Genomic DNA, 22,832 nt, shown 5'->3' with positions numbered 1-22,832 from the left:
GCATCACAACAGTGTCACCACACAGGAATGGCTGATTTTTACTAGCCTTTACCACGGGTTCTAGTCCTCTGGGGCCTGGCGTTTTTTTCAATATAATCGATAATCATGCCAGCAACATCTTTGCCCGTCGCGGCCTCGATACCTTCAAGGCCTGGAGATGAGTTGACCTCCATGACTAAGGGACCGCGTTCAGAGCGCAATAAGTCCACCCCCGCAACATGTAGGCCCATCACTTTAGCCGCATCTACCGCAGTCTTCCTTTCAGCAGGCGTAATTCTAACAAGTGAGGCCTCACCACCTCGGTGTAAGTTAGAACGAAACTCACCGGCTTGAGCCTGTCGCTTCATTGCTGCAATGACTTTATCGCCAATGACAAAGCAACGAATATCAGCACCTCCGGCCTCTTTGATATACTCCTGCACCATGATATTCGCTCTCAGCCCCATAAACGCTTCAATAACGCTCTCTGCCGCTTTTTGGGTTTCAGCCAGAACAACCCCAATCCCCTGAGTACCTTCAAGTAGCTTTATGACTAATGGCGCTCCACCAACCATTTCAATTAAGTCTTTAATGTCACCGGGTTTGCTTGCAAAACCGGTGATTGGCATTCCTATATTTTTGCGCGATAGGAGTTGAAGTGAGCGCAACTTATCACGTGACCGTGTAATAGCGACTGACTCATTGACCGGAAAGACTCCCATCATTTCAAATTGACGCAGAACTGCACAGCCATAGAACGTAACAGATGAACCAATACGAGGGATAATGGCATCGAAACCAGAAAGCTCTTCCCCAGATAAGTGAATAGAAGGCAGAGTAGAGTTGATATTCATATAACAACGTAGAACGTCGATAACTTTATGCTCATGACCTCGAAGCTCACATGCTTCAATCAACCTTCTCGTGGAGTAAAGATCTTTATTACGGGATAAAATGCCAATCTTCACAATAGGTTACTCCTTATCTAGTAAGAATGATTTTGCGGGGTCGACAACCATGCGCGAATATAATGAGGTGCGGCCAAGCAGCATCCGAAATTTCATATTGTCCCTTGGGGTAAGGGTCATCTCTATCGGGAAAGATAACTCGCCTGCAACCAACTCTGTGCTGATAACATACCGCTGAGTTTGGTGACCGCCAGAATCCCTAACTAAACGTTGCTCCAATACAGGGGACTCACACTGAACAACAATGTCATCATTTGATTGAACAGGGTGTACCCAGAAACGAAGCCAGAGTTGATTATCTTTACGGAACTCTTCGATGGAAAAGGTGTGCAAACATGAAGTTCGAGCGCCTGTATCAACTTTGGCTTTTATTCTTTCAATACCTAGTTGAGGTAAGCTAACCCATTCACGCCATCCAACAATGATCTTACCTTCAGTTTTCAAAAACCTTTCTCCTTTTTATATTGAGTTATGACATGCCAAGGAACAGAGAAAAGTATAGTTGATGGTGAGTGACTGTTGCCTTACGTCACTGTGACGCCGCATAAAGACTAATCCGTAGCGCTTGTGGACATAAGTAAGAGGCCCTTAGACGGCCATTTGCGTACCATGTTTGGAAAGCTTAAAAAAACAAACTAAGCAATCTTATGAAAAAATGTGTAGATCATCACCAGCCATTTCTTTGGTTGATATTTCATCTGTAAGCGAAGTCATGTATAAAGACGGCATGAAAATACCTAAAAGAATACAGCCTTTAGTTGACGATGGTTTAGTCGACGAGGTAAAAAGCCAATTGATGAGTGGCAAAGAAGCATCAGTGTATATTGTACGCTGTGGCGAGACGATCCGCTGTGCCAAAGTATACAAGGAAATAAGCCAACGTAGCTTTAAAAAGGCTGCTGCCTATCGAGAAGGCCGGAAGGTACGTAATAGCCGCCGTGCAAGAGCGATGGAAAAAGGCTCGGGGTTTGGTCGCGAGCAACAAGAAAAAGTCTGGCAAAGTGCTGAAGTTGACGCCTTGTATAAACTTGCGGCTGTTGGGGTGAGGGTGCCTGAACCTTTTGGTTGCTTTGATGGTGTCTTGCTTATGGAGCTAATCACTGATGATGAAGGCTATGTTGCTCCTAGACTGAACGACGTAGTGATGTCAGCCGAACAGGCAATTGAAGACCATCAAGTTATGATGTCATATGTGGTTAAAATGCTCTGCGTAGGTTTAATTCATGGCGATTTGTCTGAGTTTAATGTTCTCGTCGATGAGTATGGTCCCGTCATTATCGATTTGCCACAAGCAGTAGATGCCTCCGCCAATAATAATGCTGAGTGGATGCTGGCTCGCGATATAAATAATATACGTGACTATTATGCGCAGTTTGCACCTGAGCTTCATACCACTGAGTATGCCAAGGAAATTTGGTCATTATATGAGAAGGGGGATTTGAAGCCTGACAGTGAGCTGACCGGCAAATTTACGCAAGGCGAAACTTTGGCTGATATCGACTCAATAATGCAAGAAATAGACGCTGCCCGAGCCGAAGAGCTAACGCGACGAGAGCGTATTAAGGAAGCCAAAGAAGGCATAGACGATAAAAAATTCAATTGGGGTGAATGCTAATCACGACCTGCAACGTTCAGTTCTTAGCACCAAAATTGTACGGATTCGCCTACCCTACCTCAGAGTAGCAACACATAAGAGCGGTCATGGACAAAGATGAAAGAAGCCAGCACGATAGTCGTGCTGGCTTCTTTTAGCAGAAGTGTCAGATCGAGTCGTAACTAATACATTTAATGAATGCCGATATTCCGCCAGCAAAACCTCCAACAGAGAAGATCACGCCGTTTGTGTCTGGTGTTACCTTCATTTCGAGACGACGATATTCCCTGTCGATACCGGAGTACCTTGTGGTACCAATGCCCAAGTAAATACATTAAAACCCACTATAGAAATTCTATTTTCTCAATCATGTGTTCTTCATATTCACTTGTTGTTAGCGTTACTCAATGTTCCTAACGCATTGTTTTCTTTAAAACCGCACCCAAACGCTTATAATTCCCTTAGATATCATTAATTATACACGGATGCCATCATGCAAAACCGACTGGGCACTGCGATACAACTTATTTTGGCCATCGCTATTTTCTATTTGGGATACACCATTTATTCATTCACCAATTCGATAAATAAAGTTGTTGATAGCTACCCCAAGATAATGGCTGAAATCAACACGACTGCAGACAAACTCGAAATCGAACAGTGGTTATTGCTGGCCAAAACCTTCGAAGAGCTAACGCCGCAGACGCTCATTTTAGCAAACGATATTAAAGCAACGATCGAAGGGGTAAATCAGACTGTTGCCTCCGTTGACCAGAAAATCCCTCAGATTTTAGATGAGATCAAAGTCATCCGATCCGAGACCATCCCGTCTGTTGTTCAGACGGTAGAATCAGTCAACAGCACCACACTACCCATAGCGCTTAATGAACTTCAGAGGTACCGAACAGATATCATACCTGCGGTAATAATTGAAAGCGAAAGCTATAGAGAGGTGACAATACCAGCAGTTATTAGCGAGTCAGAACAACTACGCAATGACGTACCAATTATTCTGGCTAAAACCGATGAAATAGTAGGGAAAAGTGAACTGATCACTCAGCAAGCAACGCAAGGAGCCGTCAAAGGCGTACTGCTTTCACCGGTTAACTTGATCCGGGATGCAGGAAACGGGCTGATTAGCCTTCCTACAACTAAAGAGTAAGCTTATTGCCCCCTTTTACTGCCCTTTATTTTTAAACGAGCTTACGATAAAGATAAGCCCGATAAAGCTCTGTATTGCCATGACAATAAGAAATAGGCGCAGCGAAATTTCGCAAGCAATGATCTGGTTGTTTGATAGGAATCTTGCTGAACTGATGAGCTCATCCCAGTGGCTGAAAAAAATGGCAGGAAAGAGGGCCAAAGAAATTGCTATCCCTTTAATAAACCATGGCTTTGCCTGCCATTGTTCGGGCGTGTGAATGCAATACCGTCCAGCAGTCCACAAGATCGCTGCTAACAACACCACTAGACTTTCCATGACACCTTACCACTATCAATAAAAATGAACCAAATAAACGATATCATTAGAAAATCTTATCGAAAAGCAGGGATTCACCATGGATGTATCTAGTGGATTACCAATACATAATTTACCAATACAAACAGCTGGAAATGAGTGAAAACATGATATTACATTTAGAAACACAGGGGTGAATTGGTATATATCACTAAGCATGCAATCAACGACACGATTATTGGAATCTCAATTCTCTATTTTGAAGAATAACCTTCGTTCATATTCTGTTTTCAGAGGGCTGCTTTATAGCCGGTGGGATTTAGATTGGCAGAGCCACCAGGCCCCGCCAACCTTACAAATAGATTACGAGCAATTACCAGCCTTGCGATAACCGGCCTCTTTTGCCTCTTGTTCTGATGCAAATTCAACGCTATTTTTAAGGCTGACTCGCCCGTAACTTGGGCACCCCGTTGGTAAGTGATACACCTTGCTGTTCTTATTACCTCGAATATGATGTGTTGATTCAGTATCAACACTGTCCTTGGTTCCCAGTGCCGGTTTCAAGCCTGCCCCACTGTTTTTATGACCAACGTGCCAAACCGCTTTACCTGTTACAAATGGGTTGTCATGTCCCATTTGCTTAGCGATTCGACGGTTTCTCTCAAGCTCCCACTTAGAGACAGGGTACTGTCTGTCCCATGCAACCAACAGGCGTTGCTGCTGGCTGGACATCGATAAATTATAACGGTCAAACATATAAAAGTAGGTTCGAGCGACCTGCCCTTTTACCTCATCACGAGGTTCAGCCTGACGACGTTTAAAATCCACTTTAAAATCACATTGCCCATACTGATTTGACGACGCATTGAACTGGCTGAAATTGTAGTTAGAGCGGTCACCGTTCACTTCACCAATGGAAGGAGTCAGGTTATGCATATCCGCTTCCATCACAGCAAAAACAGGATCATTTTTTACACAGTGCTTACGCCCGCCTTCTTGCCAGCATTGCCTCGCTCGACCAAAGTTAGAGGCTGGAACAATATGCTCCCACTCGATACGTTGGGCACGATTTTGGTTCTTACGAACGTCATACCCACAACTGTCCAGGTCAACTCGGCCACCGCTTTTCCCCATAAAGGTATAGCTACAGCCACAGTAAAATGTACCCTCTTCAGTTTGGTCAAAATAAACATGTTCTTTGGCTAACACTTTGGCATGGCTGAAATTATTTGGTGCGGCAATGGTGGAAGAAGTAATAAATAAAGCGAAGAGCGCTAAAAAAAATCGTTTTGACATGTCCAATGCTACTTAGGTATTGATAGATAGCTTTAGAATGACACAACACTATAAAGAATTCGATAAATAGATTATTGATGCGACGGGTATTAGCGTGACTGCCCCATCAGGGCGACCTATCGAGAATGGAGAGAATTAACCAGCCGAGCAACACTGTGGTCAGTAGCGAAGGTGGAACAGTTGAACTCATGTTTACAAAGTGAAGCATTAAATACTGCTTGTTGTTATCTATAAATCTGTTTACACCAGAAAAGAATACGGTAGTGAAACATCATTGACTCAGTGAAGAGTAAAATAGAATCTAACACTGTTTTTGTTTTGCTCACTGTTTTATCAATAGCCTTTATGGAAAGATACTTGTCATACATTTACTAAAGTAAATCTCAGCCACGCTATCGTGGAACATTAGAAAAGGAAGTCAAAATGATAGGAAGGATCACCCAATTATTTCCGCTATGGGCCGTCGTATTTTCGGTATTAGCATATCTATCCCCCAGTTTATTCGTTGAACTGAAAACCCAAATCGTCCCTCTACTGACCATCATTATGCTGGCAATGGGCGTTAGCTCATCACCCAAGGACTTCCTCAATGTCGTCCAGCATAAAAAAGCGGTCGGAGTTGGTGTTGTCCTGCAATTTCTCATCATGCCTCTGACGGCTTTATTGATCAGCACTCTATTGGGGTTCAGTACCGAATTAACGGTTGGTATGGTGCTGGTGGGTAGTGTCGCAGGCGGAACATCGTCCAATGTGATGGCATTTCTAGCCAAAGGGAATGTTGCCCTATCGATATCAATGACAGCAATTTCAACCTTACTAGGAGTTATTTTCACGCCACTGCTTGTAGAACTACTCGTTGGCGAAACCGTTGATGTCCCGGTTTCTGCCATGCTGATGAGCCTAGTGAAAATTGTATTGATTCCGGTCGGTATAGGGCTGCTTATCAATAGCTTTGCGCAAAAAGCCGTTGCAAAGGTGCATGCACTTCTACCACTGATCTCAATGGTCGCCATTGTGTTAATCATTGCAATTGTAGTCGCGCTCAATGCCGACAATTTAAGCCAAGTCGGTCCGATGGTGGCGCTGGCTGTTGTTATCCATAATTCTGTGGGACTCATTGCTGGCTATTACAGTTGCCGTTTACTCGGCTTCAATGAATCGACATGTCGAACTATCGCCTTTGAAGTAGGACTTCAAAACTCAGGCCTGGCAACAGCACTCGCGATGAAATTCTTCTCACCAGCATCTGCAATTGCAGGCACCATATTCTCAGTCTGGCACAACATTTCCGGTTCTCTATTGGCTGGCTACTGGGCGAGCAAAAATGAAAAACTAACTAAAACCTCTCCGGTCTGCTGATTTCTTATACCAGAATAAGCCCAAGATGCTTAATTGAGTAATAACCGATTGAAAACAAGGCACAATGTGAAATGCAGTGTGCCTTGTTTGGTATCTATGGATAACAATGCCATTAAAAACGTTTCTTTCAAACACATTCAACATTTAACAATGCCAAAAAATTGTCGCTCATAGTATGCGATAGCTTAATTTAAGGCTGAACCTTAATTGCAGCTCTCCTATGACAACCACGGTTATTGATTATTACAGTGAGAAACGTGAAAACTCTAAACATTATAGGCCTGCTCACCGTCATTACTTCTATTTTCGGCTGCTCCACAGGGAGTGACTATAACGGGATAGCTATATCTGAACATGCTTATTTTAAGCCCTGCTTGGTTGATCACGCTATGTCGCGTGCGAATAAGCTTGGAATAACACCTTCCAGCCTAACTATTATCGATTACACACTGCCATCGGAGAAAGAAAGACTATTCATTGTTGATTTAGAAAGAAGGCTCATAACACATCAGAGCTTGGTGGCCCATGCCAAAGAGTCTGGCTACCGTTTTCCAAGAACGTTTTCTAATGTTTATGGCTCCCATAAATCTTCAGGCGGCATGTTTAGAACCGGAGAAACCTATTTTGGTGTCAATGGATACTCACTTCGTATAGATGGACTTGATATTGGTATCAATGATAGAGCCCGGAGCCGATTTATTGTCGTTCATGGTGCTGACTATGTCAGCGATGAATTTATAAAAAATAATGGCATGCTAGGGCGCAGTAAAGGCTGCTTCGCGATTCCATTCAAACATTTGGATAAAGCGGTAAACAGCATCAAGGAAAGTGGCTATATTTTTGTCCATCATCAATAGCTTACCCTCTAAAAAAGAAAAAGCCTTACTGCTCGTTTCAGTAAGGCTTTGCGATACAACACTAGGTCAAAAACTAGTAGCCTTTCTTCTGCTGCCGACTATGGCTTTGTACCGTTCGGTACATCTTGCCAAGCTGCTTATCTTTATCACGTTGTTCGCTCAATGTGGCCGTATTACGGGCTTGTTCCCGAAGCAGTTTAAAGTAATTTTGTACGCGCCGTAAATCTGCCTCGCCCGTTTCCAATGCATGTTGAATTGCACAACCCGGCTCTGACTGGTGCTGGCAATCACTAAAGCGGCATTGTTTACTCAGCGCTTCAATATCAGCGAACGTTTCATTCACCCCGCTCTCACAGTCGGTCAGTTGCAACTCGCGCATTCCGGGCGTATCAATTAATACGGCACCTGATGGCATGAAGTGCAACGAACGCGAGGTAGTCGTATGACGCCCTTTACTATCATCTTCACGGATAGAACCCGTTTGTTGTACCGAGCCTCCCATCAAGGTATTCACCAGGGTCGATTTACCCACGCCTGATGAACCCATAAACGCAATGGTTCTTCCTGCTCGGCACCAGGTTTCCAAAACCGTGTATGACGCTGGTTCTAATGCATTAAGCACTTCAACCATGAGCATTGAGTCGAGGTCTTGTACCTGCAGGCGTTTCTCTTCGCTGTCTTGGCACAAGTCTGCTTTAGTTAGAACCACAACAGGCTCAACATTTGCCTCACGGGCAATGGATAAATAGCGCTCGATACGGCTTAAATTAAAGTCCTGATTCAACGAACAGACAATAAATAGGGTATCAACATTGGCTGCAATAAACTGTTCAGCTACTTTGGCACCAGCCGCTTTTCGACTAAACAGGGAAACTCGTTCCAACAGGCGGATAAACCGGTTGTCGCTATCAATCAACACCCAATCCCCCACCGTCATCGCAGGCAGTGAATGATGCATCTCAAGAGTGGTTTGACCGTTCTCAGTCAGTAGAGCATAACCATTACGGTGATGCGCAAGAATACGGGCAATACTCGCCTGCTCATAGTCTTCTAGTGTTAATTGTTGTTGAAAAACTGGCTGCCAACCAAGTTGGCTAAGTGTAATAGTAGAATTCATTATTTTCCCCACGCACAAACCAAGCACAAGCGGCTTTGACAATGCGCATCAAAAAGAATCTAGGGTCAAATAAAAATAAGTAGACCCCGGTTGGTTTACACCGGGCAATAGAAAGGAGGTGGAAAGCAAATAAATCTAAGTCACTGAAAATTTTAAGTCGTGACTTTCTACAGGGTATCGCTTACTGGGTTACCATCACAGTCTTTGCCAAGTGGGTACGTAATACAATCATCTTTATCTCCCGTAAGTTTCATTGACATTCTTACGGATAATAACAGAACGTTGGCAAATGGGTAGCCCTAACTCGAGTCTTCATCAGGAGACCTTGCTAACAGGCCAAGCTGCTCCCTTTCGACAGGAATTGACAGCTTACAACTGGCGAAGTCGAAATTGTTCCAGTACTATCGAATTAATATTCTTTCTGGAATGACCAATTATGGAAATCGAAGTTGTTGCAAAGGCACTAAAAGAGCTAGGTCACCCTACGCGCCTAAGCATTTATAAAGCCGTTGTTCGTGCTGGTTATCAGGGAACCCCCGTCGGTAGTTTGCAGGAAAAGCTCGCTATACCGGGTTCTACGCTTTCTCATCATATCTCAAGCCTAGTGTCTGCTGGCCTGCTAACTCAACGCCGTGAAGGCCGTACTTTATATTGCGTTGCGGAATACGAACAGCTTGACGGTGTCATTGGTTTTTTAAAGGACGAATGCTGTATTGACGAAGTGTGTGGAGAGCCTAAATAATATTTCCCTCACACTACAACTGCCAGTTCAACAAAAAAAGCCCTCACATTGAGGGCTTTATCTATTTTTAAGCATGGCTAATATTAAACGTCAGACACACTCAAACGGCTTTTTTCAAGTACAGGCTCTTCTTCACCGGAATACATACGCAAGTATTGCTCAGCAGCATCTTTCCACTCAAAGCGGCAAGCCATTGCATTTTGCTGCAGACGCTTGAACTCCTGAGGACGCTGACAGTAAAGCAACAAGCTACGCTGCATCTTAATAAGAAGTGCCTCTGGTGTTGGCGCATCAAAAATGAAGCCAGTCGCAACCTGAGGCGTTTCATCGCAATCAATAACCGTATCTTTCAAACCACCAACACCACGAACGATAGGCAGAGTACCGTAAGCAAGGCTGTAGATCTGATTCAAGCCACAAGGCTCAAATTGAGAAGGCATCAAGAAGAAATCCGAGCCCGCTTCTACGCAGTGCGCTAATGGATTGTCATAGGCTTCGATAAACGCAAACTTATCCGGAAATTCAGTGCTAATTTCACGCAGTGCATCAGCCAATTTAGGATCGCCGCTACCAACCAACACAACCTGTACATCGTTGATCAAGAAATCACGAAGAACAGGCAAAAGGTACTGAATCCCCTTTTGTTCTGTCAGTCGACAAACCATACCGTAAACTGGCACGTCGTCCTGCGGTAAATTAACCTGTTGCTGCAAGTCGCGCTTGCATGCTTTCTTGCCGCGAGCAAGGCTGACTTTATTGGCTTTGAAACGCTGCTTGATATAAGGATCTGTTTCTGGGCTCCAATCACCATAATCGCAGCCGTTGACGATTCCATAGAGTACATCTGAGCGATGCTGGAAATCAGCGGCCATGCCATGTGAACCAAGTTCAGTCAGCAATTCATTCGCATAGTTAGGGCTCACAGCATTGACTTTATCTGCAAATGCGACGCCTGCTTTAAGCATGCTGATATTGGCAGCGCCATCTTCTAACTGAAGATAACGCTTTTGGATCAGTTCCGGAATCAAACTGTATTGGTCATAATTGAATGTTCCTTTGAACACCGCATTATGAATAGTGATCACGCTTTTAGTGTTAGCATAAAACGTATCATCGGCATAACGGGTTTTCAGCAAGAACGGAACAAGCCCGGTGTGCCAATCGTTACAGTGAACAACATCAGGCTTGAAACCCAATTTTTCACACATATCCAAGGCAGCAGCACTGAAAAAAGCAAAGCGTTCACCGTTATCGCGGTATCCTTCATTGTTTTCAGCATACAGTTCAGGGCGGTCAAAATACTCTGGGGCATCAACGGTATAAACCGGTACATCACCATTGTGCAACTGCTTAACTTTGTACGACACCGATTGTGGCTGAGTCGGTACATGTAATTGAGTATCAAGCAATTCAACCGCTTCAGCACCATTAGGCACTTTACGGTAAAGAGGCATCACCACACGTACATCATGCCCTAGTTCCTTCAGCGCACTTGGCAGTGATTTGGCAACATCTGCCAAACCTCCCGTTTTGACCAATCCGTCTACCTCTGAAGCAACGAACAATATCTGCAGTGGCTTAGAGTTAGATTTCTTCCTAATAACCAATTTTTGCTCCTTTTGGTATCACAACAATTCCTTCGTCAGATACATGGTAGTGCTTCTTGTCTTCTTCCAGATTCTCACCGATGACCGTACCCGGTGCAATCATCACATCCTTATCAATGATCGCACGGCGGATTGAACAATTTGCACCGATCTTCACGTCACCAAGGATGATTGATTCACTGATCGTTGTATGGTGCTCAACATTGGTACGGAAACCCAATACAGATTTGTACACTTTGGCCCCACGGATATAACTACCTGCAGAGATCATGCAGTTATTGGTATCAACCTTACAGTCATCACTATCTAGCAGCGTTGCTGGTGGTAGTGGTGGGTAATAAGTGTGAAGCTGCCACTGGCGGTTATAAAGAGAGAATGGTGAATCTTCAGAAAGAAGATCCATGTGGGCCTGCCAGTAAGACTCAATTGTACCTACATCACGCCAGTAACCCGCCGTTTTCTCACCCGGGATAATATTGGTCATGAAGTCATAAACGTAAACTTTACCCTGAGGGAAAAGCTTTGGAATAATGTCTTTACCAAAGTCATGGCTTGAGTCTTCGTTAACAGCATCTTCTTCAAGCTCTTTGCAAAGAACATCTGTTTCGAAAATATAGTTACCCATTGATACAAGAGCATTTTCAGGATCACCAGGAATTGACTTAGGGTTTGCAGGCTTTTCTTCAAAGCCAACCATACAACCGTTTTCATCAACTTCAATGACACCAAACGCACTGGCTTCGCTTAGGGGCATTCGCAGCGCAGCAACGGTTAGATCCGCTTTTTTCTGAAGGTGGAAATCAAGCATTTGCTTAACGTCCATCTTATAAATGTGGTCACTACCAAAAATACAAACCTGATCAGGTTCTTCTAGTTGCATAAAACGCATATTCTGATAGATGGCATCTGCTGTGCCATCATACCAGCGCTTACCCATACGCATTTGTGCTGGAATAGGATCAATAAAACGCCCTGTGATCCCCGATACATTCCAGCCTTTTTTCATGTGCACGTACAAAGATTGGGATTTGAACTGAGTAAGAACATAAATCTTCATCAGATCAGCATTCAAAAAGTTGTTAAGTGCAAAGTCGATAAGGCGGTAACTGCCACCAAATGGCACCGCAGGTTTAGTTCGCGTATCTGTTAATGGACGCAGACGTGAACCTTCGCCACCTGCTAAAATCATTCCTAAAACACCAGCCATGGTGTACCTCCTTGTTAGTAAGCAATCGTACTCATATATACCATATTCCAATGGGTGATTAGAATAGGTGTTCATTGAAAATGGGTGGATAGTTTCACAAATATGGTTTTATTACATTTTGTGCGCTGTTTTTTTTATCGGCTACTACCAGCTCATCCCTAGTGGCAGGACTATCAATAAACCATATAACAAAAAAACTCCAACAAAATTTTATTTTGTTTACATCCCGCTTTAATTTAACATCTATTCATCATGATTTTCGGACTACTCCCCCTCTCCTCCTCCCCTTTTTTTAGGCAAACAGCTGAATACTTTTTCATCAACTAGCGCTAGACTGCGATCAGTTCATTGAAGGGACACAAACCATGACAACCCGCAATACTACTCAGACGAAAATCAAAGCGACCAATGTCATTCTTCATGCCTTTGACTGGCCGTATAATCGAGTCACGCAGTATGCAAAAGACATTGCGAAAGCCGGCTACAAAGCCGTTCTTGTCTCTCCTCCTCTGAAATCATACAAACATGAAGGTGGCACTGAGTGGTGGCAACGCTACCAGCCGCAAGATTATCGAGTGATAGACAACCAATTGGGGAACACCACAGATTTCCGGAAAATGACAACGGCATTAAAAGAAAATGACGTGCATGTTTATGTTGATGTTGTATTCAATCATATGGCCAATGAATCACACATCAGACAGGATCTGATTTTCCCATCCAAACAGGTGTTAGATGAATACCAGCAATCAGCAGATAATTATGAAGATCTAAAATTATTTGGAGATCTAACTAAACCCCTGTTCAATAAGCGGGATTTTATCAAAGCATTTCCGATCAAAAATTGGACCGATCCATGGGAGGTTCAGCACGGAAGAATTAGTGGCGGCAATGAAGATCCCGGTTTGCCTACGTTGAAATGCAACGAAAATGTAGTAAAACAACAAAAAGAATATATTAATAGTTTAAAGCAATTAGGTATAAAAGGCTTTCGTATTGATGCTGCCAAGCACTTAACATTGGAGCATATTCAATTAGTCTGGGATAAGGAAGTTAGCGCCAATGTTCATATTTTTGGCGAAATCATCACCGATGGCGGTGCAACGAAGGAAGAGTATGAACTCTTCTTAGCTCCCTATTTGAAAGGGACTAGCTTAGGGGCGTATGATTTTCCACTATTTCATGCCATGCACAATGTATTTGAAAAAGGTCACCCAATGACCGAATTAAGTAACCCTTACTCAGTAGGGCAAGCGTTGGCATATGACAGAGCGATTACCTTTGCCATCACTCATGATATTCCAAACAATGACATTTTTCTGGATCAAGTGATGACTGAGCGGAATGAGATGTTCGCCTATTGCTATATATTGGGTCGTGATGGTGGTGCCCCGCTGGTCTATAGCGACTTGGATACAAGTCATATTTCCAACAATGAAGGGTTACCAAGATGGAAAGATAAGTGGAACGCCCCTGAACTTACCCAAATGATCGCTTTTCATAATTTGATGCAGTCCCTCCCGATGTCAATAGTGTCAAAGGGGGAAGAACACCTGACATTTAGTCGAGACGATAAAGGGATTGTTGCGATTAACCGGGGAAGTAAACCATTAAGTATTGCGCTTCCACCTGGCGACTTCTCGGTCATACTGAACACCGGTACAAATGAAGCGCCAATCAGAGAGAATATAACAGCTCAGTTCGACGTTGATGCGCACAGCTGTGTAATGTTGGTACTTACAAGCCTGCTAAATTAAGCACTGATTAAATAAGAATCGATATAATAGAGGTAAAGCCGTTTATAACGCAGTCCGTCATATGCGGCTTTTTTATCGTTCAAGCTCAATCACGCTCGACCGCAAGGATTTGACCACTAAAGAGATCCATTTCAATTTCAACCCTGTGGCCATCAGCATTTCTGGCCTCGACTTCAATTTCATGATCATCACGCTCTACTTTGATCTTACGAAAATCATGATAACCATGACTTTGCAACAAGCGCATTGCCTTGGGTACTGTCAACTCCGGTGACGCAGCACGCTCGACCGGATCGGCATAGACAGGCAGAGACAAACTACACACTGTAAGCAGCACGAACAGAGATTTTAACAACACTTTCATACATCCACCTGTAACAATGACTACTCAGCGCATAATATCAAATGTACTCGCAATAGCTTGCTTTTATGACGTGCAAGATGTGAATATCATCACGCAATTTTAACTATTTATCCTGAGTATGGATCCTTGAAGGCGTCCACACCGCTTCAATTTTAGGATTCTAACGGTTCTTGGTGCTAGATAAGTCAATTCTAAGCAAATTCTCTCAGTTTCATAAAATACATCTAAGCTTGACGATATCACCTTCGTTTCTGTTTCCGTAGGAGGCGACATGACACCACGATATCGCATAGAAGTTGACAGCATGGGGGAAGTGAAAGTCCCGACCAACGCGCTTTATGGAGCACAGACTCAGCGCGCAATTGATAACTTCCCTGTTAGTGGCATCCCTATGCCCAATCTCTTTATCCACGCATTGGCTTTCATAAAACAAGCAGCCGCTAGAAGTAACCTAGAACTTGAGTTACTGGATTTCGATAAAGCCCATGCAATCATCGACAGCTGCCAGGAGATCATTGATGGTCAACACGTCAAGCAGTTTCCTGTGGACATTTTTCAAACGGGTTCGGGGACAAGCTCTAACATGAATGCCAATGAAGTCATCGCAAGCTTGGCTTCGCAAAAATTGGGAAAACCAGTCAGTGCCAATGACGACGTCAATATGGGTCAAAGCAGCAATGATGTCATTCCTACGGCGATTCAAGTCAGTTCAGCACTTGCCTGCCATCGACAGTTACTCCCAGCCTTTGATCACATCATTGACACACTCGACAAGAAAGTGGCCGCCATCGGGCACATAGCCAAAACCGGGAGGACCCATTTAATGGATGCAATGCCCGTGACATTGGGCCAGGAAATGGCAGGCTGGCAAACACAATTAAGCAAAGCCCGTCAAGGGATCCTGATCGCTTTGGACAACGTGATCGCACTAGGGCAAGGCGGAACCGCTGTCGGTACCGGTATCAACGCTGCACCGGAATTTCCAGCTATCTTTGCCAACAATATATCCGTATCGACAGAAGTCAATTTCACGGTAAGTGATAATTTTTTCTATAACCTCAGCAGCCAAGATGCCATTGTCAGTTTATCCGGCCAACTCAAAACCGCTGCCGTCGCCCTGATGAAAATCAGTAATGATTTAAGGTGGATGAACTCAGGCCCACTGGCTGGCCTAGGGGAAATTGAACTGGAGTCATTGCAACCTGGCTCATCAATCATGCCGGGGAAAGTAAATCCAGTCATTCCTGAGTCGTCGACTATGGTTGCGGCTCAGGTAATGGGCAACGACACAACGATCTCGATTGCTGGGCAATCAGGTAACTTCCAACTCAATGTTATGCTGCCCGTCATAGCCTATAACGTACTACAAAGTATCGAACTTCTTGCTAACTCTCTCGTACTCCTTGCCGATAAAGCAATTTGCTCGTTTACCGTCAAGCAAGAGACGTTAAATAGCGCTCTTGCCCGAAATCCAATTCTTGTTACCGCTCTCAACCCGATCATCGGATACCTAAAAGCCGCTGAAATTGCCAAAAAAGCCTATAAGGAGCAAAGCAATATTATTGATGTTGCAGAACAGGAAACAAACATTAGCAGGGATGAATTAGAGACGTTGTTGGAGCCAACACACTTGACTCAGGGAGGGGTCGTTAACAAAACCAATAAAAGTTAACACCAAAACAATCCCGTCGAGGGTGTAAATTAACAGCATTTATTACTTTGGCTAGCCTACATATCACCTAACTAGGCTAGTCAGTCCTACGTTCAGCAATATATAGAAACGGTTGATCTTTCACATTGCGCGTTTTCGTATGCTGAGGTACTCCTACATAATAACCCTGTAGGTAATCAGCCCCTAGCGATGTCGCGGCATGATACCCGCTTACATTTTCTACCCCTTCGATAATGAGTTTCGCTTCTAGCTCTTGGCAAAGGGAAAAAACATCAAGAAGAGGCTGGGTTTCCCCTTGAAGGTATTGTTCTAGTAACGACGTATCGGCTTTGATTATGTCAGGGGAAACCGCACGCGCTCGCTGTTCAGATGAACCATCCACCCCAAAATCATCAATAACAACCTTTAGCCCAGCTTGATTCAAATGGCGAATTGCATTCGTCAGAGCAATATCATCGTCTGTGTAATGCTCTAAGATCTCGATATATATTTGCTCTGGCTTTAAACCAAGCTCATAGATCCGAGGTAACAAGACTGAATCAACCAACCCTTCATTATCACAGAATAAAATAGTGATAGGCATCATATTAATAAATAAGTTGGTCGACAATCGGCAGCGAGAGAAGTTTCTTAAGTGGATAACACGGGCTAGACGATCAATATTAATTAAGTGGATCGGGTTCTCCCTGTAGTAATTGAATAATTCACCATTATTGACTAACCGCCCTTCAGAGTTATATACCCGCATTAACGCTTCATGGGCGAAGATATGTCCATTTGCTTTTACTATTGGCTGAAAAGCACTTTTAAGAACAAAATCTTGATAAATCGCAGTATGCTGCGCTCCTTCTTGAAACGAAAGGTGCCGTTCAATCTCATCTTTTGTTCTTAAAACTGTATCCACTCAGTTGTAATTCCTATATTTATAAATCAATCAAGCTATTATTTCTCAACAACAACTTCAAAAGATTAGTACACATTCCACCGCTAATGAGAGTCTTGACAATATCTTAACAATTCAACCTAACAGAAAATGTGTAACGATTAGCGATGAATTGCCGTAAAAGACCACAATAATTTCACGGGATTATATCAATGGCAATATACTGGTCCGCACTGACTTTAAATGCAACACAATCCATATATTTATGCGAGTTTACAGTCAATTTCTTTCAAAAGTTAGCCGAGAGATGATCTCTTTTCATCGAAGAGGTAGAATTGCCGCCCTTAACCCCTATCGCCCCATGACGGGACAAATAGGACAAAGATTACTTCACCATAGATCAGCTTATGCACGCCACGGAACATTGTTTCACGCCCTTTACTTCCTCCATCGAGCATTATCAATTGCCCGAACGTTTTACATACCCGTTCTACTACGAGCCACATCCATTGTGCCTTGTCGCCGCAGAACAGCTACAGCAGCATCTGGAGACACAGACAGACTGGCAGCATAACTTTGGCTTAGAGGGTGATACAGACGGCGCAATCGGTAAAATGTTTGGCGTTTTGTTGGTAAAAAACCAACAAGGAGAAATCGGCTTTCTATCGGCTTTCTCTGGCAAAGTTGCTGACCAGAACTTACTGCCCCATTTTGTCCCACCGGTATTCGATATGCTCGCAGAAGGCAGCTTCTTTCTAAGCGGCCAAGATAAACTCAATGAGTTTAGTCAGCAGATTAAAAAATTAGAAGCCAACCCTGAGCTTGCCACTGCTAAACAGGCATTGAAAGAAGCCCAAGCCGCGGCTAATGAAGCACTGGCCACGCATCGCAGTCACATGGTCGAAGCCAGAAAGTTACGCAAAGCAAAGCGTGCCGATAGTGCAGATCTTGATCCTGAAGTTCGCAACGCACTGAAAATGCAATTAAGCAAAGAAAGCGTTATTGAAAAGCTCCAGCTACGCGATCTCAAGCTTTTCTGGGAAGCCGAAATTACTGAAAAACAACAGCAGCTAGATCGATTGCAAAATGTCATTACACCATTAGTTGCAGAACGCCGTAATTTCTCTTCATCATTACAGCAAAAGCTCTTTGAACAATATTGCTTTCTCAACAGTAAAGGGGAGGAGAAATGTCTAGGCGAACTCTTCTCCGGCACCGCCCAAGGTGTTCCACCAGCGGGTGCCGGTGAGTGTGCGGCTCCCAAACTATTGCAATTTGCTTTCAAGAACAGCATGACACCGATTGCGATGGCTGAGTTTTGGTGGGGTTGTTCACCAAAATCTGAAATCAGACGCCACAAGCACTACTACCCTGCATGCCAAGGTAAATGTCTGCCTATTCTGACTCATATGCTTGAAGGTATAGAGCTTGATGATAATCCACTTCTGACGAATCCTGCAGAAGGCAAAAGTGTTGAGATAATTTACCAAGATGAAGATATGGCCGTGGTCAACAAGCCCGCGGAATTTTTATCTGTGCCGGGCAAGACCATTGAAGACTCGGTGTATTTGCGGATGAAACAACAATTTCCTAACGCAACAGGACCATTGATTGTTCATCGCTTAGATATGTCCACTTCGGGCTTGATGGTTATCGCTATTTCTAAGCGGGCCAACAAAAGCCTGCAGAAACAGTTTATCCAACGAACAGTCAAGAAGCGTTACACCGCAATGATTGACGGTATATTAGAAGCCGATCAGGGCATGATTAACCTGCCATTGCGCGGTGACCTTGATGACAGGCCACGCCAGCTTGTTTGTCATGAGCACGGTAAGCCAGCAGAAACCAAGTGGGAAGTGATCAGCCGCAGCGACAAACACACAAAGGTGCATCTGTATCCTAAAACCGGTCGTACTCATCAGCTACGAGTGCATTGTGCCCACTCTTTAGGCCTTAATATGCCGATCCTTGGTGACGACTTGTATGGTATTAAAAGCAATCGTCTCCACCTGCATGCAGAACGGTTAGAGTTAAGCCACCCGATCACCCATGAAGCAATGACTTTCCACGTCGACGCTGAATTTTAAAACACAAAGTGATATACCCAAGTATCAACAATGTGCTTGGGTATAATCCTATAAAAAAGCCCCGGAACCTAAACAGCTCCGGGGCTTTTTCAATCCATCAGATTAAGACTGAGAGATTAAGACTGAGTCGCAACAGCTTGTACACTGTCATCCTGATTTTTATATAGTTTGTAAGACATAATGCAGATAACCAAGACTTTAATAATCATCATCTGAGGGTTACCGTAGTAACCCACCATACCGACAAAGCCAGACATCAGCATCAGTACGCGGTACTTGCGCAAACTCGTCATATAAATAGCGGTTAGAATAATACCCAGATCAAGGAACTGGAAGCCCACAGACAAGGTTGGCTCAGCAATAAATGAAGACACTGCAACATAAAGAATATAGCCAATACCCACAGCCATTACGCTACCCAGCGCAATCAGCAACGCCTTGGATACACTCATGAAATCTTTCGCGTAGCGGTATGTATTGATACTGGCTACTGCGAGATTAAGAATTACCTTGGGATACCACCCCATCAACAGAGCCCAAACAGTATCGTTCGCCGCAGAGCCAAATGCAGCAAAACGCGTTGCCTTCATACTATTGAAAATAGTCAGCGATATGTATAAGGCGACACTGGTCCAGCCCAGCACTTCGACGATAAAGTCCATTCAAGTTTCTCCACAAAGGTAAATTCGGCGTAAATACTAATGGGGAACACCTGACTAAACAAGCATTTTCACCTACCCAAACAGAATTAAATCCCAAGCCAAAACACTCTCGCAGCCATTAACAAAGGACTAAAACACAGAAACAAAACATAATAATGTTCATTGTCATAGCATTTCACTAGGCAAGCCATTTACTCATAACCATAAACCGTACCTATAAGTAGTTATCCACAATTTCTGGGGATAGTTTGTTGCTAATCCTGTTTATAGCCATTTATCTTCAACAATTTCATACAGTTGACTTAATACCTGCCCCCGTTACCTCACTATTGATTGATTTAATAGGAAAAAAGTCTGAATGTTAGGAAATACTGATTACAGCAATAACCAAAACCAAATATCGTTTTAGCGACACTAAGCGTAGCCTTAGCGTGTCACAGAGATATTGAGGTTTGTATGATTTTAGAAAATAGCCGCGCTCTAATTGTAGAAGGGGGTGCGATGCGTGGTATTTTTGCCAGTGGTGTACTTGATGCATTCATGGCTTCCGACTTTCACCCGTATGATTTTGCTATGGGAGTCTCCGCTGGGGCATCTAACCTCGTAGGGTACCTGTCACAGCAACCTAAACGTAGCTACAAGGTGATTACAGAGCTGGCAACAACTAGCGCGTTCTTTAACCCCAAACGTTTTTTAAAAGGTGGCGATCTGGTTGATGTTAACTGGCTATGGCAAGAAGCTAATCATCGTTACCCAATAGATAAAATGCGTCTGTTCAACTCCATTCCCTTTTGGGCAACGGTGACGAATGTCACCAATGGGCATGCAGACTATTACCGTATTGATGAATCAAACATAAAAGAAACGTTGGTTGCAACGGCTGCCTTACCCATTGCGGTTAAGACCCCACCCTGTTTTTCTGGTGGGTGCTATACCGATGGCGGAGTTGCCGATTCAATACCGGTTAAAGAGGCCTATCGTCGGGGCGCACGCGATATTACGGTCATTCTGTCGCACCCATTGAGCTACCATATGAACCCAACAAAACACCCTTGGCTAATGAAAAAACTCTTGTCACGCTACCCTGGTGTGGCAGATGCAATGCTGCACCGTTCTGAAAATTACAATGCTTCATTAGATTTCATCAGAAACCCACCAGCAGGTACGATCATTAGGGTCATTGCACCGCCTGAGTCTTTTAGCGTAAAACGCTTATCAATGAAGCGGGAAATTTTGGATGAGGGCTATCAGATGGGGGTAGCCGCTGGCGAAGAACATATGGTTAATCTTCAGGGCTGGCATGGATTAAACGAAGAGAACTGTCATTTCTGTATCTAATGATGCTCACGCTTTGAAGCCTTTCGGGAGCAAGAAAAAAAGAGGCTGCACTCGCAGCCTCTACGTATTAATTTGCCTTCTTATCAAGCTCATCGAGCGGTAACCAATTGACCGATACGCCGGACTGCTCGAACATTTCCTGACTAACTTGAATTTTATCCCCCCAACGCGAGAGGAAGTCTTCGGTCTGCTCAGGACAATGAACGGTTGAAATACCTGTTTGAATAATTTTAGCTGCACAATTTGGGCATGGGAAGTGGGTCACCCAAATATCACAATCTGCCAAGTCACGCTTGGCAAACAAAATCGCATTCTCTTCGGCATGGAGCGTTTTTAGTAGTTTCATTTCACGATCATCGGTATCAGCACTATCAGAGACACCATGAGGATAACCATTGAAGCCTACAGAAACAATTCGGTTGCCCTTGGTAATAACAGCACCGACTTGTGTTGAAGGGTCTTTACTCCATGAGCCAACTAGCTCCGCCATCTGAAAAAAGCGCACTGCCCATTTAGAAATCATGTTCTTTACCTTGTGGTATTACGAAGTCACTTGGTACATGATGCAAAACTTATGCGTGTTGCTCAAGTCCGACCTTGTCATGGAATGTGAATTTTCCCAATCACTTGGGTAAATTAACGCCAAGCTAACACTCTAACTTCATTCCCCTCTTCCGGTTTTGCGGGAATATTCAATGATAACAATAGCGATATCCCCGCCATTGCCGCACCAGCAAAAAACACCGAGGACGGTGATGTTAGCCAAAGCAAGCCAAAACTCACAGGAATAACGACAGCAGCAATATGGTTAATAGTAAATGCAACACCAGCAGTAGAGGCCATATCAGCTGGGTCTGCTATTTTTTGGAAGTAGGTTTTCATTGCTAGTGCCAAGGCGAAAAACAAATGGTCAACGACATATAATACCGCAGCGACTTCTGCTTGTTCGACAATGGCGTAACCGGTAAACACCGCTATCAAACCCACATATTCAAACACCAGCGCTTTGCGCTCTCCCACTTGCCCGATGAATCGACCGATTTTCTTCGCAAATAACCAGTTAAACAAATAATTGATCAAAAATAGCAGGGTGATATCTGCGGCAGAATACCCGAACTTTTCGACCATCAAAAACCCGGCGAAAACAATAAAGATCTGACGACGGGCACCGCTCATAAACGTCAGCGCGTAATAGAGCCAATAACGTTTACGAAATACCAGTTTCTTGGTCTGTGCTGTTTCGCTTTTAAATTGCGGAAATGCCGTAGCAACAAAAATTAATATACCAAAAGCCGCTACTCCGGTAATTAAATACACCCACTTAAATGGCAGTTCAAACTGCTCCAGCATGAGCCACAGCGAACCATAGGTACATAAAGAAGCGAGGGCACCAACCGAAATCAATTTCCCGAGTACTTCCGGTGCTTCATCTTTACTCAACCACTGCAGAGAGAGTGACTGCTTGAGTGTTTCGAAGTAATGGAAGCCGGTAGACATCAATAGAGTTGTCATTAACAAGCCTGATACCGATGGGAAAAAACCGGTAATAGCGACCCCTAACGTCAGCATTGCGAGCGAAAGAATCATGAACCGTTGCTCTCGGATGAACATAAGAACAAAAACTGCGGTAAATGCTAAAAAGCCAGGGATCTCTCGCACACTCTGCAACAAGCCAATGTCCGCTCCAGTGAAAGCCGCTTCTTCGATCACAAAGTTATTAAGTAACGCCTGCCAACTAGAAAAAGCGACCGGAACGATGATTGAAATTAAGATCAAAAAGTTCTGTGGTGTTTTCCACCCATGATCTTGACGAGTTGCTAACATATCTTCCCTACTTAATCCCCAAGTAACGTCAAGGTTCTCGGGTATATACTGATAAACAAA

21 protein-coding genes and 1 pseudogene are annotated in these 22,832 nt (G+C 43.9%); 9 read left to right on the top strand and 13 right to left on the bottom strand.

Annotated elements, in window-relative coordinates:
- Positions 1 to 41 precede the first annotated feature (41 nt).
- Positions 42 to 947, bottom strand: coding sequence for a 30S ribosomal protein S6--L-glutamate ligase (gene rimK / locus C9I99_RS02545; RefSeq protein WP_107347271.1), 906 nt, complete (start codon positions 945 to 947; stop codon positions 42 to 44).
- Positions 948 to 953: 6 nt separating this feature from the next.
- Positions 954 to 1,391: an ATP-dependent zinc protease family protein gene (locus C9I99_RS02540; RefSeq protein ID WP_243734288.1), complete on the bottom strand. Its 438-nt coding sequence runs from the start codon at positions 1,389 to 1,391 to the stop codon at positions 954 to 956.
- 283 nt (positions 1,392 to 1,674) lie between these two features.
- Here C9I99_RS02540 and C9I99_RS02535 point away from each other — a divergent pair, with 283 nt between their 5' ends.
- The gene (locus C9I99_RS02535; protein ID WP_107347826.1) at positions 1,675 to 2,562 is read left to right on the top strand and encodes a PA4780 family RIO1-like protein kinase; all 888 of its coding nucleotides are present in this window, start codon (positions 1,675 to 1,677) and stop codon (positions 2,560 to 2,562) included.
- Between the two features lie 472 nt (positions 2,563 to 3,034).
- The gene (locus C9I99_RS02530; protein ID WP_107347270.1) at positions 3,035 to 3,703 is read left to right on the top strand and encodes a hypothetical protein; all 669 of its coding nucleotides are present in this window, start codon (positions 3,035 to 3,037) and stop codon (positions 3,701 to 3,703) included.
- 15 nt (positions 3,704 to 3,718) lie between these two features.
- Here the strand turns inward: C9I99_RS02530 and C9I99_RS02525 are convergent, their stop codons facing one another.
- The 3 genes and pseudogenes from C9I99_RS02525 to C9I99_RS02520 form a co-directional block, all read right to left on the bottom strand.
- A complete protein-coding gene (locus C9I99_RS02525) occupies positions 3,719 to 4,021 on the bottom strand; it encodes a hypothetical protein (RefSeq protein ID WP_107347269.1) in 303 nt (100 codons plus the stop codon).
- A 342-nt stretch (positions 4,022 to 4,363) separates the two neighbouring features.
- The gene (locus tag C9I99_RS27755; protein ID WP_476742303.1) at positions 4,364 to 4,636 is read right to left on the bottom strand and encodes a sunset domain-containing protein; all 273 of its coding nucleotides are present in this window, start codon (positions 4,634 to 4,636) and stop codon (positions 4,364 to 4,366) included.
- Positions 4,613 to 5,296, bottom strand: a pseudogene (locus tag C9I99_RS02520) (endonuclease); the annotation flags it as partial. The pseudogene C9I99_RS02520 and the gene C9I99_RS27755, both read right to left, overlap by 24 nt.
- A 423-nt stretch (positions 5,297 to 5,719) precedes the next feature.
- Between C9I99_RS02520 and C9I99_RS02515 the strand changes: the two are divergent.
- Both C9I99_RS02515 and C9I99_RS02510 read left to right on the top strand, forming a co-directional pair.
- On the top strand, positions 5,720 to 6,655 hold the full coding sequence (locus C9I99_RS02515; protein ID WP_107347267.1) for a bile acid:sodium symporter family protein: 936 nt from the start codon (positions 5,720 to 5,722) through the stop codon (positions 6,653 to 6,655).
- Between the two features lie 257 nt (positions 6,656 to 6,912).
- Positions 6,913 to 7,512, top strand: a complete 600-nt coding sequence (locus C9I99_RS02510) for a murein L,D-transpeptidase catalytic domain family protein (RefSeq protein ID WP_133638206.1) — start codon at positions 6,913 to 6,915, stop codon at positions 7,510 to 7,512.
- A gap of 73 nt (positions 7,513 to 7,585) precedes the next feature.
- Here the strand turns inward: C9I99_RS02510 and rsgA are convergent, their stop codons facing one another.
- Positions 7,586 to 8,629: a ribosome small subunit-dependent GTPase A gene (rsgA, locus tag C9I99_RS02505; protein WP_107347265.1), complete on the bottom strand. Its 1,044-nt coding sequence runs from the start codon at positions 8,627 to 8,629 to the stop codon at positions 7,586 to 7,588.
- A 436-nt stretch (positions 8,630 to 9,065) separates the two neighbouring features.
- Here rsgA and C9I99_RS02500 point away from each other — a divergent pair, with 436 nt between their 5' ends.
- A complete protein-coding gene (locus C9I99_RS02500) occupies positions 9,066 to 9,371 on the top strand; it encodes an ArsR/SmtB family transcription factor (RefSeq protein WP_107347264.1) in 306 nt (101 codons plus the stop codon).
- 83 nt (positions 9,372 to 9,454) lie between these two features.
- Here the strand turns inward: C9I99_RS02500 and glgA are convergent, their stop codons facing one another.
- Positions 9,455 to 10,978, bottom strand: coding sequence for a glycogen synthase GlgA (gene glgA / locus C9I99_RS02495; RefSeq protein ID WP_107347263.1), 1,524 nt, complete (start codon positions 10,976 to 10,978; stop codon positions 9,455 to 9,457).
- The gene (gene glgC, locus C9I99_RS02490; RefSeq protein WP_107347262.1) at positions 10,968 to 12,185 is read right to left on the bottom strand and encodes a glucose-1-phosphate adenylyltransferase; all 1,218 of its coding nucleotides are present in this window, start codon (positions 12,183 to 12,185) and stop codon (positions 10,968 to 10,970) included. Before glgC ends, glgA begins: the two co-directional genes overlap by 11 nt.
- Positions 12,186 to 12,550: 365 nt before the next feature.
- On the opposite strand from glgC, the gene C9I99_RS02485 reads away from it, so the two are divergent.
- Positions 12,551 to 13,942: an alpha-amylase family glycosyl hydrolase gene (locus C9I99_RS02485; RefSeq protein WP_107347261.1), complete on the top strand. Its 1,392-nt coding sequence runs from the start codon at positions 12,551 to 12,553 to the stop codon at positions 13,940 to 13,942.
- A gap of 85 nt (positions 13,943 to 14,027) precedes the next feature.
- On the opposite strand, the gene C9I99_RS02480 is transcribed toward C9I99_RS02485, so the two are convergent.
- On the bottom strand, positions 14,028 to 14,306 hold the full coding sequence (locus C9I99_RS02480; RefSeq protein WP_107347260.1) for a PepSY domain-containing protein: 279 nt from the start codon (positions 14,304 to 14,306) through the stop codon (positions 14,028 to 14,030).
- A gap of 271 nt (positions 14,307 to 14,577) precedes the next feature.
- On the opposite strand from C9I99_RS02480, the gene C9I99_RS02475 reads away from it, so the two are divergent.
- Positions 14,578 to 15,978, top strand: a complete 1,401-nt coding sequence (locus C9I99_RS02475) for a class II fumarate hydratase (RefSeq protein ID WP_107347259.1) — start codon at positions 14,578 to 14,580, stop codon at positions 15,976 to 15,978.
- A gap of 76 nt (positions 15,979 to 16,054) precedes the next feature.
- Here the strand turns inward: C9I99_RS02475 and C9I99_RS02470 are convergent, their stop codons facing one another.
- Positions 16,055 to 16,882, bottom strand: coding sequence for an EAL domain-containing protein (locus C9I99_RS02470; RefSeq protein WP_107347258.1), 828 nt, complete (start codon positions 16,880 to 16,882; stop codon positions 16,055 to 16,057).
- A gap of 386 nt (positions 16,883 to 17,268) precedes the next feature.
- Between C9I99_RS02470 and C9I99_RS02465 the strand changes: the two genes are divergently transcribed.
- Positions 17,269 to 18,948, top strand: coding sequence for an RluA family pseudouridine synthase (locus C9I99_RS02465; protein WP_107347257.1), 1,680 nt, complete (start codon positions 17,269 to 17,271; stop codon positions 18,946 to 18,948).
- 116 nt (positions 18,949 to 19,064) lie between these two features.
- Here C9I99_RS02465 and C9I99_RS02460 read toward each other — a convergent pair whose 3' ends face one another.
- A complete protein-coding gene (locus tag C9I99_RS02460; RefSeq protein ID WP_107347256.1) occupies positions 19,065 to 19,610 on the bottom strand; it encodes a hypothetical protein in 546 nt (181 codons plus the stop codon).
- Between the two features lie 456 nt (positions 19,611 to 20,066).
- Between C9I99_RS02460 and C9I99_RS02455 the strand changes: the two genes are divergently transcribed.
- Positions 20,067 to 20,948: a patatin-like phospholipase family protein gene (locus C9I99_RS02455; protein WP_107347255.1), complete on the top strand. Its 882-nt coding sequence runs from the start codon at positions 20,067 to 20,069 to the stop codon at positions 20,946 to 20,948.
- A 67-nt stretch (positions 20,949 to 21,015) separates the two neighbouring features.
- Here the strand turns inward: C9I99_RS02455 and C9I99_RS02450 are convergent, their stop codons facing one another.
- Positions 21,016 to 21,471, bottom strand: coding sequence for a dCMP deaminase family protein (locus tag C9I99_RS02450; RefSeq protein ID WP_107347254.1), 456 nt, complete (start codon positions 21,469 to 21,471; stop codon positions 21,016 to 21,018).
- A gap of 113 nt (positions 21,472 to 21,584) precedes the next feature.
- Positions 21,585 to 22,772, bottom strand: a complete 1,188-nt coding sequence (locus C9I99_RS02445) for an MFS transporter (protein ID WP_107347253.1) — start codon at positions 22,770 to 22,772, stop codon at positions 21,585 to 21,587.
- Positions 22,773 to 22,832 lie beyond the last annotated feature (60 nt).

It is taken from the genome of Photobacterium lutimaris (assembly GCF_003025555.1).
GTDB classification, from domain to species: Bacteria; Pseudomonadota; Gammaproteobacteria; order Enterobacterales; family Vibrionaceae; genus Photobacterium; species Photobacterium lutimaris.
The sequence above is the reverse complement of the archived record's forward strand: the minus strand, read 5'-3'. Positions and strand labels throughout refer to the sequence as shown.